At 49.1% G+C, this 13,896-nt stretch carries 17 protein-coding genes; all 17 read right to left on the reverse strand.

Annotated features, from left to right (window positions below; translation table 11 throughout):
• Positions 1 to 22: 22 nt before the first annotated feature.
• Complete coding sequence (locus tag DFR62_RS00620) at positions 23 to 721, reverse strand: demethylmenaquinone methyltransferase (RefSeq protein WP_121299430.1); 699 nt, start codon at positions 719 to 721, stop codon at positions 23 to 25.
• A 5-nt stretch (positions 722 to 726) separates the two neighbouring features.
• On the reverse strand, positions 727 to 1,503 hold the full coding sequence (locus tag DFR62_RS00625) for a heptaprenyl diphosphate synthase component 1 (protein WP_121297581.1): 777 nt from the start codon (positions 1,501 to 1,503) through the stop codon (positions 727 to 729).
• Between the two features lie 75 nt (positions 1,504 to 1,578).
• Positions 1,579 to 1,800 carry a trp RNA-binding attenuation protein MtrB gene (gene mtrB / locus DFR62_RS00630; protein WP_058380559.1) on the reverse strand — a complete coding sequence of 74 codons (222 nt, stop codon included), beginning with the start codon at positions 1,798 to 1,800 and terminating at the stop codon, positions 1,579 to 1,581.
• Between the two features lie 25 nt (positions 1,801 to 1,825).
• On the reverse strand, positions 1,826 to 2,401 hold the full coding sequence (folE, locus tag DFR62_RS00635) for a GTP cyclohydrolase I FolE (RefSeq protein WP_167456523.1): 576 nt from the start codon (positions 2,399 to 2,401) through the stop codon (positions 1,826 to 1,828).
• A gap of 237 nt (positions 2,402 to 2,638) precedes the next feature.
• Complete coding sequence (locus DFR62_RS00640) at positions 2,639 to 2,911, reverse strand: HU family DNA-binding protein (protein ID WP_052651392.1); 273 nt, start codon at positions 2,909 to 2,911, stop codon at positions 2,639 to 2,641.
• 164 nt (positions 2,912 to 3,075) lie between these two features.
• Positions 3,076 to 3,795 (reverse strand): hypothetical protein, encoded by a 720-nt coding sequence (locus DFR62_RS00645; RefSeq protein ID WP_121297583.1) that lies wholly within the window; start codon positions 3,793 to 3,795, stop codon positions 3,076 to 3,078.
• A 13-nt stretch (positions 3,796 to 3,808) separates the two neighbouring features.
• On the reverse strand, positions 3,809 to 4,012 hold the full coding sequence (locus tag DFR62_RS00650) for a DUF2768 domain-containing protein (RefSeq protein ID WP_058380557.1): 204 nt from the start codon (positions 4,010 to 4,012) through the stop codon (positions 3,809 to 3,811).
• Between the two features lie 88 nt (positions 4,013 to 4,100).
• The gene (locus DFR62_RS00655; protein ID WP_121297584.1) at positions 4,101 to 5,120 is read right to left on the reverse strand and encodes an NAD(P)H-dependent glycerol-3-phosphate dehydrogenase; all 1,020 of its coding nucleotides are present in this window, start codon (positions 5,118 to 5,120) and stop codon (positions 4,101 to 4,103) included.
• 133 nt (positions 5,121 to 5,253) lie between these two features.
• Positions 5,254 to 6,564 carry a ribosome biogenesis GTPase Der gene (gene der, locus DFR62_RS00660; protein ID WP_121297585.1) on the reverse strand — a complete coding sequence of 437 codons (1,311 nt, stop codon included), beginning with the start codon at positions 6,562 to 6,564 and terminating at the stop codon, positions 5,254 to 5,256.
• A 93-nt stretch (positions 6,565 to 6,657) separates the two neighbouring features.
• Complete coding sequence (gene fni / locus DFR62_RS00665) at positions 6,658 to 7,692, reverse strand: type 2 isopentenyl-diphosphate Delta-isomerase (RefSeq protein ID WP_277751608.1); 1,035 nt, start codon at positions 7,690 to 7,692, stop codon at positions 6,658 to 6,660.
• Positions 7,693 to 7,713: 21 nt separating this feature from the next.
• Positions 7,714 to 8,859 (reverse strand): 30S ribosomal protein S1, encoded by a 1,146-nt coding sequence (rpsA, locus tag DFR62_RS00670; RefSeq protein ID WP_058380553.1) that lies wholly within the window; start codon positions 8,857 to 8,859, stop codon positions 7,714 to 7,716.
• Positions 8,860 to 8,927: 68 nt separating this feature from the next.
• On the reverse strand, positions 8,928 to 9,518 hold the full coding sequence (locus DFR62_RS00675; RefSeq protein ID WP_121297587.1) for a lysophospholipid acyltransferase family protein: 591 nt from the start codon (positions 9,516 to 9,518) through the stop codon (positions 8,928 to 8,930).
• Positions 9,515 to 10,195, reverse strand: a complete 681-nt coding sequence (gene cmk / locus DFR62_RS00680) for a (d)CMP kinase (RefSeq protein WP_121297588.1) — start codon at positions 10,193 to 10,195, stop codon at positions 9,515 to 9,517. The genes DFR62_RS00675 and cmk overlap by 4 nt, the downstream gene beginning before the upstream one ends.
• 144 nt (positions 10,196 to 10,339) lie before the next feature.
• Positions 10,340 to 11,014 (reverse strand): glutamic-type intramembrane protease PrsW, encoded by a 675-nt coding sequence (gene prsW / locus DFR62_RS00685; protein WP_121297589.1) that lies wholly within the window; start codon positions 11,012 to 11,014, stop codon positions 10,340 to 10,342.
• A gap of 29 nt (positions 11,015 to 11,043) precedes the next feature.
• The gene (locus tag DFR62_RS00690) at positions 11,044 to 12,015 is read right to left on the reverse strand and encodes an asparaginase (RefSeq protein ID WP_121297590.1); all 972 of its coding nucleotides are present in this window, start codon (positions 12,013 to 12,015) and stop codon (positions 11,044 to 11,046) included.
• Positions 12,016 to 12,036: 21 nt separating this feature from the next.
• Complete coding sequence (locus tag DFR62_RS00695; protein ID WP_121299432.1) at positions 12,037 to 13,017, reverse strand: YpdA family putative bacillithiol disulfide reductase; 981 nt, start codon at positions 13,015 to 13,017, stop codon at positions 12,037 to 12,039.
• A gap of 34 nt (positions 13,018 to 13,051) precedes the next feature.
• Positions 13,052 to 13,837, reverse strand: coding sequence for a metallophosphoesterase (locus tag DFR62_RS00700; RefSeq protein ID WP_121297591.1), 786 nt, complete (start codon positions 13,835 to 13,837; stop codon positions 13,052 to 13,054).
• Between the last annotated feature and the right edge of the window lie 59 nt (positions 13,838 to 13,896).

Raw genomic sequence — 13,896 nt, forward strand, 5'->3', positions numbered from 1 at the left:
TTAATAACCTTCTCCCGCTTGTTTACTTTTTCAATCCCATATGGAGGGCAGCAGCCCCTCCTGAGTACGGTTTGTATTTGACTTTGTCGAAACCGACCTTGCTGAACAGTTTCGCAAGCTCTTTCATGCCTGGGAACGTTTTTGCTGATTCCTGAAGCCACGAATACTCTTTATAGCTTTTCGCAAAAAGCTTGCCGAATACTGGCATGACAAAACGGAAATACATCCGGAAAAACGGCTTGAATACAATGCTTTCAGGCTGTGAAGTCTCCAAGCAGGCAATCATGCCCCCAGGTTTCAAGACTCTGTGCATTTCTGATAGCACCTGTTCGTAGTCCGGCACATTGCGCAGCCCAAAACCGATTGTTGCAAAATCGAATGAGTTGTCAGGGTAAGGCAAAGACATCGCGTTTCCTTGCACCAATTCGACTTGAGGCATATGGGCTGTTTTTTGATGACCGACATTCAGCATGTTCTGGCTGAAGTCCAATCCGACCACACGACCAGTAGGCCCTGCAGCTTCTCCAAGCGCAATGGTCCAGTCCGCCGTGCCGCAGCAGACATCGATGCAGGACGCGCCTTTTGCTACTTGCATTTTGTGCATCGTGTCGTTGCGCCATTTATTGTGTTGCTGAAAGCTGATGACCGAATTCATCTGGTCATAGTTTTCGGAAATTTTTTCAAACACTTCGTGAACTCGTTGTTCTTTCGTTTTCTGCATCATCGTCATCCTTCTCGCGTCAGCGGTTCAGCGCTATGCCGATGCGGAATAATTTGGTGGAGCAATATATTCTTGAGTTCAAAATCCAGTTCGCAATCATTAATGGACTCCAGGATTTCATTGCCCAAAGCCTCCAGGCGGTCAACGAGCCAGCGCTCGATAAATGTCGAATGAATCAATGATCCACTCAGCAATTTCAGAAGATAACTGAACTCGCCTTTCTTCAGCGCTTCCAGCTCTTCTGTATAGCGGATATACAATAAGGATTGTTCCATGAGCTGCTTATAGTGGCCAAACCCATTCTCTTCATAAAACGCATTCAACAGAGCAGTTTCAATCACTGTCGCTGTCTCTTCCACTTGCTCCGGTTGCTGGATCGCGAGTTCGTGGAAAGAGGCTTTCTTTTCGCTCACCTGAATAATTGCCGTAGCAAGCTTTTGAACCATTTCGATATTTTTCCCTTCAGCCAGCAATTGGTAGTAGATGCCGCTGTAAAAATCTCCGGCAAGTACTGTCAGCTGCTGTTCTTTGCTGATGGGCATTTCTTCTTTCACCCGGTCGTGTGCGTGCAGCGCAGCGTAGACGATTGCCACTGTCCGGGCGCTTGTCTCCATTTTGTCCGACCATTGCTCTCCGTTAAAAAACGGCAGCAGCAAGAAAAACAGGCGCGCTTCCTTAACAAAAGGCCCTTCCGTCAACTGGTCTAGCGTTCGTTGGCGGACTGCTTTTAGTACGTCGATTTCCATGGAGATGATTTTGGATTGTATTTGTTGTCCGTTCATACTGCCTGCTCCATTCATAGGTTAGCCATAGCTCATATTATAGCATATTGCCCTTATGGCCTTCACCATTAACGCTTATTTTTTCGCGTCGCTCTCAATGATGCCATGTGCGGAATGGATTTCCGCTTTGCCGCGAATTTTCATCGCCGATGTGTGTTCGGTGAATTGGGCGATCATTACTTCGCCGCGGTCGAGCTTTTCGGTATGATGGAATTTCGTGTCATTTCCGCGCGTCAGCCCGATGACGTTGACGCCGTCCTCTTGTGCACGGATCACCACATATTCAGTTTGTGCCATTGTCTACACCTGCTTTTCTAGTTTATTAGTCCATATTGATATAAGTAATGACTTCCGAACGTTTGATGTCGTCTGTCTCCAATATCCCTCTTGACACAGCCGTAACGGTCTTCGAGCCTGGCTTCTTGATGCCGCGCATTGTCATGCACATATGTTCGGCTTCGACCATGACGTATACGCCGTGGGGGTTCAAGGTTTCCATCATTGAATCGGCAATGGTGGAAGTGATGCGCTCCTGCAACTGAGGGCGTTTTGCGACTGTTTCAACAGCTCTCGCCAATTTACTCAGCCCGGTGACCACTCCGTCACGCGGGATATAGGCGATGTGAGCTTTCCCGAAAAATGGCACCAAATGATGCTCACACATCGAATAGAACGGAATATCCTTAACCAATACAAGTTCTTCATGATTTTCGTGAAACACTGTGCGGAAATATTCTTTCGGGTCTTCCTTTAATCCCGCAAAAACTTCCGCATACATTTTCGCGACGCGCTTCGGGGTATCCTGCAGCCCTTCACGGCCGACATCTTCTCCGACTGCCTCCAAAATCATCCCGACAGCTTGCTCTATTTTATCCAGATCTACGTTATGGCTTTTCATATCTATCACATTGTTTCCTCCTGTAGAAAAATCACTCTATTTGGGGCAGCGGGTGAAAGCAGCCATTGAACATTGCAGTTTCACGCGCCTATTTCTGCTGAGCCGAGAGACAACTCCGCTTTTCTCACCTGAATTGTAGCATTTACGGGGGGTATTGGCAAAAACGTGGCCGAAAAAAAGAATGGCCTTTGCAAGATTAGATCTCGCAAAAGCCATTCTATGTACAGTAGCCGAAGCTTATTTCACTGCGTCTTTAAGTGCTTTACCTGGCTTAAAGGCAGGAACTTTGCTTGCGGCGATCTCGATTTCAGCACCTGTTTGTGGATTGCGTCCTTTACGGGCCGCGCGCTCACGAACTTCAAAGTTACCGAATCCGATCAATTGTACTTTGTCACCTTTAGTTAGAGCATCTTGAATCGCTTCAAATGCAGCGTCAACTGCTTTCGCAGCATCTTTACGAGAAAGTTCAGCCGCTTCTGCAACAGAGTTCACTAATTCTGTTTTGTTCATGCTATTCACCTCCTCTCAAAGGGGATGCTTGCCATCAATCCTGTAAAAAGAGTATCACAACGAAAATCGCATAGCAACAACAAATAGGCCGCATTTCAAAGAAAACCACCAAATACTCCCAATATTTTCAAAAACATGTGGATTTCGGGCAAATCCGTGCTGTATCAGGCTTTTTCATCCGTCAGAAAAATGGGCTCACCATTTTCATCGATGGTATACGGAAGCGAATATGCAGGCACTACGGGACTGTTTTCGTAGAGGATAAAACGGATATCCTGCCCTTGCTCGAGTTCGCCCTCATAGTTTTGGATCGCTTCATACAAATCAATGGAATAATCGATATACACATCGCCTTGCCCAGTGATGACCATCGGCAGCATCTTGCCGCTGTATGGGCTTTGCACCATCGGCTCTTCACTGAAGCCCATTGCTTCGTGATTGAATTTGTAGACATTATCGGCAATGATTTCGGAGATTGGGGCCCTGCCGCCATTCGCGCTCTTTCTGACATTAACAGAACGGATGCCTTCCGCTACCCGCAAGTCGACGAGCTTGACGGTCGGATTTTCCTCGACATCCATCAAGACGTATTGATAGATCCCGCCGACTTCAAATGCGTTGCTCGGGATTTCCGCTGTAAATTCCGGTACGACTTTCGAAAAGTCGATAGGGTATTTGATGAATTGGTCAACGTCCATATCTCGTGTCTTGATGGGCAATAAGCCACTATTGGCCTCTTGGTAGCGTTCAACCGCTTGTTGCGCAGTGGCTAACTGATCTTCATAGGGAATCTGATTTTCCGCCCGCTCGCTGCTGGGATACGCGCAAGCCGTTAGCAGGCTTGCTGTCAGCAGGACGAGTAGCAACGCTGTTGTTTTTTTCATTATGTCCATCCCCTCAGGCGCCACCGGTCGGTCCGCTGAATACAGTGAAAACCATAATAAAGAAGCCCAGGATCAGCAGAACGTACGCGATCAGCGCAAATAGAAATTTCAGGATGCCGTTTTGCAATTTGTACCGGCTCAAATAAATCATCCCCATGGAAATGATCAAAAAAGCGATGCCTGCAAACGATACCCACATTTTATCCAAAGAACTCATGAATAAGCCGCCTTTCGTGGAGTTTCAGTCCATAGTATAGCATAAAAAAAGAAGGGGCAGCAGCAAGCAGCCCCTCCGTTTGTGACAATTACAGCAAGTCGATTAAATCTTCCATTTCATTTTTCTTCATACGCCCCATCAGCTCTTCCACGGCATTCTCCGGCTTGACGCCTTCAAACAACACCGCATACAAGGCTTCCGTTATCGGCATGGGCACTTTGTATTCAGCGGCTAATTGATGGGCAGCTTTCGTAGTCCGGATCCCTTCGACGACCATGCCCATTTCAGCCAGCACTTCATCGACGCTCTTGCCTTTGCCGAGCATATTGCCTGCCCGCCAATTCCGTGAATGGACGCTCGTACATGTAACAATCAAGTCACCGACTCCTGACAACCCTGAGAAAGTCAGCGGCGTTGCGCCCATCTTAACGCCGAGGCGTGCAATTTCAGCCAGGCCGCGAGTCATGATAGCAGCTTTCGCATTATCTCCATAGCCGAGGCCATCTGTAATGCCCACCGCTAAAGCGATGATATTCTTTAATGCCCCGCCAATCTCCACTCCGATCACATCGGTATTCGTGTAGACGCGGAAATAGGAGTTCATGAACAGATCCTGTACACGGTTTGCCGCTTGCGTATTTTCGCACGCTGCGGTGACCGTTGTCGGATGCTCCTGCACAACTTCTTCTGCATGGCTTGGACCGGACAAAATGACGACTTCCTCGATCAGCTCAGCCGGGATTTCTTCACGGATCATCTCGCTGATCCGTTTGAGTGAATCCGGTTCGATGCCTTTAGAAACATGGACGAACAAGCCTTTTTTCGTCATCCGCCCGCGGATATCCCGCGAAACTTCACGAATGGCTTTTGTGGGTACCGCCAATACGAAAATATCGGCATGTGCCACTGCTTCATCCAGGTTCGCTGTCGCTTTTAAAGACTCCGGCAAAATGGTCTCTTTTAAATAGCGCTTATTCGTATGTTGATTGATCTCATCCGCTTGGTCTTGGCGATGGGTCCATAATAGAAGATCATGGCCATTTTGCGCCAGTACATAACTGAGCGCCGTTCCCCAACTCCCTGCACCAAACACAGTGACTTTTTCCATCTTTATCTCTCCTTTATCCTGCTTTAGCAGAAAACCAAACTCCCACCTCTTCAAGTGGGAGCCATGATATTCCGTAAAGTCCGATTGGATCAATTAACATCAGCAGGAAAGTAGAAACACCTGCTGATTGAATTTAAGTACGTGCGCGCGTAATCAACCGCAGCGGCGTGCCTTCGAAATCAAAGCTTTCCCGGATGCGGTTCTGCAAGAAGCGCTCGTAACTGAAGTGCATCATTTCCGGTTCGTTGACGAACACCACGAAAGTCGGCGGCTTGACTGCCACTTGCGTCACATAGTAAAGACGCAGACGTCGTCCTTTATCGGACGGTGCCGGGTTCATCGCTACGGCATCTTCAATCACTTCATTGAGAATGCTCGACTGGATGCGGCGCGAGTGGTTGTCGTTGACGCGGTTGATGATATCAAGAATGTTGTGCACGCGCTGCCCGCTGAGTGCGGAAACGAAAATGATCGGGGCATAATCCAAGAACAAGAAATGCTCACGGATTTGCTGCGTGAATTTGTTCAAAGTCTTGTCGTCTTTTTTCAGGGCATCCCATTTATTGACGACGATGACGATTGCTTTCCCTGCTTCATGGGCATAACCCGCAATTTTCTTGTCTTGTTCCTGGATGCCTTCTTCAGCGTTCAGGACGACCAGGACAACGTCGGAACGTTCAATCGCGCGCAAAGCGCGCAGTACGCTGTATTTTTCCGTGCTTTCATACACTTTCCCTTTTTTGCGCATGCCTGCCGTGTCGATGATGACATATGGCTGTTCATCATATTCATACTGCGTATCCACGGCATCACGTGTTGTTCCGGCAACTTCACTGACAATGACACGGTCTTCGCCAAGGAATGCGTTGACCAATGAAGATTTCCCGACGTTCGGGCGCCCGATCAATGAAAACTTGATGACATTGTCCGGATATTCTTCTTCGTCCTCTTTCGGGAAGTGCTTCGCTACTTCATCCAACAGATCGCCCAGGCCAAGCCCGTGCGATCCTGAAACCGGGTAAGGTTCGCCGATTCCAAGGGAATAAAAATCATAGATCATGTGGCGCATATCGGGATTGTCAATTTTATTGACAGCCAACACCACAGGCTTTTTCGTGCGGTACAGGATTCTCGCTACTTGTTCGTCCTGTTCCGTCACGCCGTCACGCCCGTTGACGAGAAAGATGATGACATCCGCTTCATCCATCGCCACTTCTGCCTGGCTGCGGATCTGTTCAAGGAACGGCTCGTCGCTAAGGTCGATCCCTCCTGTATCAATGATATTGAATTCATGCGTCAGCCAATCTGCCGAGCTGTAGATGCGGTCACGCGTAACCCCTGGAATATCTTCCACGATGGAGACGCGTTCTCCTACCACGCGATTAAAAATCGTGGATTTCCCTACATTCGGCCGGCCAACAATTGCTACTACCGGTTTTGACATAATTAATTCATCCTTCCACTTCTGATAAGCCTATTATACACGAAAAAGAGGATGGCATCTGAATAATGTCCATCCCCTTAAATTGTCCAATATTCAGTTTTTCAAAGGAACTGCAAAATGTTCCGTCTCAAAGCCTCTTTGCTGCAAATAGGAAAGCAATTCCCCATTGATAACAGCAGGGGCGGAGCCGATATCTTCAATTGTACGGGCGCCGAGTGCGGTCATCAGCATGCGCAAATCTTCGTGGAGCCCATTGATTTCTTCGATCAAGCCGGATTCCCCGAGACTGACTGCATGCTTCAGGAAACTGCCTGCAATGCCTGCAGCATCTGCACCGAGCCGCAATGCCCGGACCACGTCTCCGGCGTCTTGAAGCCCGCCTGAGCCCAATACAGTGCGGCTGAAGCCATCTCTACATTCAACGATTGCAGCAGCCGTCGGGATACCCCAATCTTCGAAATAAGCTAGCTTGCGTTTCCTGCGTTCATTTTCAATGCTCGCAAAATTGGTGCCGCCGAAGCCGCTTGCATCGATGGCCGCCACTTGAGTCTTTTCAAGCGAGATGGCAGTTTCTTGTGAAATGCCGAAGCCGGTTTCTTTGACGATGACCGGCACATCCAATGCTTCTGCTATCATGGCGATTCGCTCAAGCGCCCCGCGGAATTGCCGGTCGCCTTCTGGCATCGTCAATTCCTGGACGACATTCAAGTGAATCTGCAGCGCATCCGCTTCAATCATCTCGACCGCTTCGAGCGCCTGCTCAACAGTCGCTTCGCTCCCAAGATTGCCGAAGATGACCCCGTCCGGATTTTCTTTCCGGACGATGCTATAACTTTCACGCTCTTGCTTGTCTTTCAGCGCGGCCATTTGTGAACCGACGGCCATGGCGATTCCTGTTTCTTTCGCAGCCCGCGCAAGCATCGCGTTCAGCTGCAAAGTCTCGGAACCACCGCCACCGGTCATGGCATTAATAAAAACAGGTGATTTTAGTTTCAAATCACCTGTTTTGGGTTCCAACGATACATCAGCGACGCCGATTCCCGGCAGTGCCTGATGGACAAAACGGACGCAGTCGAGCCAAGTAGCCCGACATTGCCCGGTGGACAGTGCGTAATTGATATGATCCATCTTTCTTTTTGCCCGTGACATTTATTCGGATTTGAACCCTTTTAATTTATCTCCGATGACATCACTAATCGAGAATCCGGATGCTTCTTCCGGCATATCGTATTGTGAGAAATCCTGTTCTGCTTCTTTTTCCTGAAGTTCTTTGATGCTGAGGGACAAGCGCTTGTCTTCTTTATTGACTTCCAGCACTTTCACTTCAACTTCCTGGCCTTCCTGAAGCACTTCATGAGGCGTCGCGATATGCTTATGCGCGATTTGGGAAATGTGCACAAGGCCTTCTACTCCCGGAAGCACTTCAACAAAGGCTCCGTAGCTGACAAGGCGTTTCACTGTTCCTTGATGGACAGAGCCTTTCGGTGCCTTCTCGTCGATGGCATCCCATGGCCCTGGCAAAGTATCCTTGATCGACAGCGAAATGCGTTCGGAGTCACGGTCAACAGAAAGGACTTTGACTTTCACTTCCTGGCCTTCCGTCACGACGTCCGACACTTTGTCGACATGTTCGTGTGACAATTGTGAAATATGGACAAGCCCGTCCACTCCGCCGATATCGACGAATGCGCCGAATGATGCGATGCGCTGGACTTTGCCATCAAGCACGTCTCCTGCATTGATCGAATCCATCACTTGTTCTTTCTTGGATTCTTTCTCGCCTTCCACGACAGCGCGGTGGGAGAGGATCAAGCGGTTGTTCTCTTTTTCCATTTCGACAATCTTAAAGGTCATGACACGGCCTTTGTAATCCTCAAAAGATTCGACGAAATAATCTTCCACGAGTGAAGCCGGCACAAAACCGCGCACGCCGAGGTCAATGACCAAGCCGCCTTTAACGACATCCTTCACTTCCGCTTCGATGATTTCACCGGATTCGAATTTCTTCTCGAGATCGTCCCAAGCGGATTCGGCATCGACTTTGCGTTTCGACAATACAAAGTTCTCGTCTTCCACTTTGGTGATGATCAATTCAAGCTCGTCTCCTTCTTGGACCGAGTCTGAAGCTTTTTCGATATGGAGGCTCGATAACTCGCTGATCGGGATGATCCCGTCGAACGGCGCTCCATCAATTGTCACCGTCACCGCTTTTTCCTCGATTTTGGCGACTATTCCTTTTACGCGATCTCCTGTTTGGAAGTCACGGTTTTCCATCAAATTCATATCCTCTGACATAAGTAGCCCTCCTTCACAAACTATCCATCTTCTATTTTATTCGAATTCTCTAATAAAAACAAAAATAATCACTTATTTTCAGTGTTTTCATCCAGAATTTTTTGAATACTGGCCATGATGGCTTCTGTCACTTCTTCTGCGGAAGCTTTTCGTTCGCGATAAGGGTCCATCAAAATCGGGTCGCCGTAGACTACTTTCACTTTCCCAAACGGCTTATATGGCCCGATGATGGCGCATGGCATGACGTCTGCATTGCCGCGAAGGGCAAAGAACCCGGCGCCGCTCAAGCCTTTTTTCAATACGCCGTCAGTCGAACGTGTACCTTCTGGAAACAGCCCGACGACTTCCCCGCCCTTCAGCAATTTCAACGCCGTCCGCAGTGCTTCCCTGTCACTCATCCCGCGTTTCACCGGGAAGGCGTTGACCTTCGGCAGGATCGAACCGAGCACCGGCGCTTTGAACAATTCTTCTTTCGCCATGAAATGAACGGTTCTCGGAGCGGTCATGCCGACTACCGGCGGGTCGAGTGCATGGATGTGATTACTGCAAAGAAGCACTCCGCCTGTTTTCGGGAACTTTTCAGTTCCGCTGACCTGGAAACGATACATCGGGCTCAGCGCAGTCTTTACGAGCGTTTTCCCTACTGCATACAAATTCATGATGCCATCAGCCTCTCTTCCGCTAATTTCAAGATGGCTTCCGCCGCTTCTGCGATTGTCAAAGGAGTCGTATCTAAGAACACGGCATCATGTGCTTGCTTTAAAGGCGCAACTTCACGCTCGGAATCCATCTTGTCGCGCATGGCGATTTCCTCCTGCAGCTCGACAAGCGGCGTCAAGATATCGCGTTTTTTATTTTCCTCAAAGCGGCGTCTTGCGCGTTCTTCGACCGTGGCCGACATAAACACTTTAAGTGCAGCGTTCGGCAAGACATGCGTGCCGATGTCGCGGCCATCCATGACGACGCCGCGATCTTCAGCCAGTTTCTGTTGAAGCTCGACCATACGCTTTCTGACCAGTTCGTGGGCAGCCATTTCGGACACGGCCTTCGTCACGTACTGGGAGCGGATCGCTTCCGAGACATCTTCTCCGTCGAGCAGCACTTTCTGTCCCCCTTCTACCGGGATCAAATCGATTTCAGTTGCCTCAAGCAAAGCTCCGGCTTCTTCATTGCTCGCCAGATTAATGCCTGCGTTCAACGCCTTCAGCGTGATGGCGCGGTACATCGCGCCAGTATCGATATAAATATAGCCCAATTTTTCTGCCACTATTTTAGCGATCGTGCTCTTGCCCGCAGCAGCCGGCCCATCAATCGCGATTTGTATAGCTTTCGTCAAAACAGTCACCTCATCTTATGTAATGATTTTATTTTATCACAATATGCAACAGGTTTTGGGCAAAATCAAAGCGCCTGGCGAATAGTTCAGAAGCCAAAGCAGCACAAAAAGAAAAAGCCCTCCAGCGGAAGGCTTATGATCTAATCAACTAGGGGTGTGCTTATGGTAATGGCTGACCGATAACTGGTGGGCTTGGCGAACTTTGCGCAAACCGAACCACCACAAGAACAGCATGAACGGGACAGCGCCGTACAATAGATTATCGTAGGCGTAAAGAGAAGCATTATAGGCGATGTGCAAAAGTGCCCCCGCAAATAAAGCCGCCACAAGCCACCATTTGCTCTCCCTTTTTTCGGTGAATTTCGCTTTTCCGTAATAAAAGCCCATGACTACACCGAATAAGGCATGGCTTGACACTGGCAGGAATGCCCGCAGGAAAGCTGCGCCTAGCCCGAACTCCAGTAGATATAAAATATTTTCGACTGTGGCGAACCCGAGCGATAAACTCGCGCCGTATAAAATCCCGTCGTACGGGTCTTCAAAATCGATATGGCGGAATACTGCCGCAAGCAGGACGATCCACTTAAAGAATTCTTCCAACAAACTCGAGAACAAGACGGATTTCACGAAGGTGTTCTGGAAGACATTTTCAGCTTCAAACACATATTGGATAAACAGAATAGGGAATGTCAGAAGAGCGCCGTATAAAAAGCAATGAAAGATCAGTTTCGACGGTTCTCCTGCAAATTGATCACGCAAATAAAAATAACTGAACAATGCGAGCCCGGGCGCAATAGCTACCGTCAACAGCTCTAACATAGACGCCCTCCTCCATTCAGACGGTGCTGTTAAATTTCAAACGCTTCCTTGTCGATTTCCTCATTGCCCGACAGCAGGATTGCCAATTTGATGCGCGCTTTCTTGCTGTCGTAGTCACTGCCCAAAATGACACCGCGCGTCAGCAAATCGTGAGCGCTTCCGGGATAGCTGTAAGCCGGATAGGCATTGCCTTCTTCGGCGCTCGTCGTCAACACGACGGGGATGCCGGATTTCACGGCGCGTTCGACCGCCTCCACCATATGGGGTGATATCTGTCCGCGGCCAGCCGCTTCTAGGACGATGCCTTTCGATCCGCTTTCAGCCAGCATATCGACAATTGATCCTTCTTGGCCTGAATAGCATTTGACGATATCGACGCGCGGCATCCCTCCTGGCACGCGATGCACTTCACGCAGCACCGGCTTTTGGTAGATGCGGACCTTATCGTTATCGATGATGCCCAAATAGCCATGGCCAAATGAATCGAAGCCCTGCAAATTGCTGGCATGCACTTTCTTGACGTATTTCGCACTGTAGATCCGCTCATTGAAGACGACGACTGTCCCAACGCCTTTGATCACCGGATCGACAGCCACGTAAATCGAGTTGCGCAAATTGGAGTAGACATCCGTTCCGACTGCTTCTGGCGCACGCTGGCTTCCTGTCACTACGACCGTCCGCTCATCGCCAACAGTCAAGTCCAGGAAATAGGACGTTTCTTCCAAGGTGTCAGTGCCATGCGTGACGACGACGCCCTCCACTTCCGGGTCTTCCATTTCTTTCAAAATCGCTTCCTTAACGATATTCATTTCATCGAAGCCGATATGCATGCTTGGCAATTGATAGACATCGATCACTTTCACTTCGATTTCAGCCGGCAATTGGCAAAGCTCCGCCAAATCTTTTCCTGAAATGGCGCCGGATTTCAGCAAGCCATCGTCTGAAATGGCTTTACTTGCAATGGTTCCTCCTGTCGTAATTAACGATACTTTCTTTTTCATGATGCACCTCTTTTGGATAATCTAGTCTGTTGAATTTTTAAGCGCTTGTTTTTTCGCAATCGCCGCTGCGATTTGCTGGCCATGGAAACGGCCATTCTCGATAAAGATTTCATTGGCGTTGTTACCGGCCGCGATGACACCAGCGATAAACAAATCCTCGACATTGGTTTCCATCGTTTCCTCATTGAAGGATGGTCTGCCGCTTGCCACATCGATGTCGATTCCCATCTGACGGAGGAATTGGTGATCCGGATGATAGCCGATCATGGCGAAGACAAAATCATTCGCAAAGGTTTCTTTCGTATCATTCACGGTCAGTTCCACTTCATCTTCACGAATCTCGTCGACGATGGAATCGAACAGCATGGTAATTTCACCTTGGCGCACGAGCCCGTCGAACTCCGGCAAAATCCACGGCTTGACACTTTTCGAATAGCTCGTGCCGTGATAAGACACCGTCACCCGGCTGCCAGCTTTATGCAGCTCAAGCGCTGCATCTACCGCCGAATTCTTGCCGCCGATCACCAACACGTCACGGTCGAAATATGGATGTCCTTCCTTGAAATAATGCATCACTTTCGGCAAGTCCGCACCCGGCACCTCTAGCTTGTTCGGGTGGTCGTAATAGCCTGTTGCCACTACGACATATTTCGCCTTGTAATCATTTTTGGTCGTTTTCACGAGAAAGCCGTCCGATTGTTCGATCGATAAGGCCGTTTCGTACGCCCGCACATCCAACGCGTGCCGCTTCACCACTTCCCGGTAATAAACGAGCGCTTGATTGCGCTTCGGCTTGCGGTCTTCGGTAATGAAGGGCACATCCCCGATCGATAATTTTTCGCTGCTGCTGAAAAACGTCTGGTGCGTCGGGTAATGATAGATGGCGTTGACAATATTCCCTTTTTCGAGAATGACGGGGTGCAGGCCCATTCTCTGTATTTCGATGGCGGCCGATAAACCGCACGGCCCGCCTCCTATGATGATGACATCTGCATGTTCCATTTCAACCACTCCTGTAATAATGTCCATATCCATCTTAGCCGATTGAAGAGCTTTGTGCCAAATGCTTCCTGCCTGGTGAAGGGTGAATTTCAAGCACATGGTATTCTGCTTTTGCGCCGAGCCGGAGCGGCAAAGTCGTCGTGCCGAACCCGTTGCTGATGAGTTCGGTAATTCCTCCCGACACAGTCAAAGAGCCCCGGTCGAATATCCCGTATGGTCCCAGCCTAATTTGTCCGCCGTGTGTATGACCGGCAATCAACAGGCTGACTGGATAATGTTGTTTTACGTGCTTAAAGACAAAAGGCGTATGCGAGATGAAAATGACGGAATCGCCTTTCTCGACAGTGCGGAAAGCATTTTCAACACTATGCTCCCGAAAAGCGAAATAATCGATTCCGGTCAATTTAAGCTTAGCATTGCCGAACAATTCAACAGATTCATCATCAAGGATAGTAGCGTCTTGTTCTTCGAGCAACGCCCTTAATCGCTCTTCGCCGATTTCCCTGTCGTTGTTTCCGAATACATAATATACCGGAGCAAGTTCAGTTAGAATCCGCAAGTTTTCGCGGATGCGTCGTTCCGGAACCCCCCGTTCGACAAAATCCCCACCGATGACAACGAGATCGACTTGATCGTTGAACATATCAGGCCGAAGCTCGCGCCGGTGAACGTCGGAAATGAACAGCAGTTTAAAAGGAGAAAACTCAGCGTCTCCCAACAAGCGGATGACCGCGGTCTCTTTATGCTCACTATGGGCGGAGCGGAACATCCATGCCAGTAAAACCAAGCCCGCTAATATAATACGTAAAATCCACTTCATCATGTACATCCTTTCCGAAGCAACAAAAAAACATAAGCTGCGCTTATGTTTTCCTGTTC

The organism is Planococcus citreus (assembly GCF_003664125.1).
In the GTDB taxonomy this organism is placed as follows: Bacteria; Bacillota; Bacilli; order Bacillales_A; family Planococcaceae; genus Planococcus; species Planococcus citreus.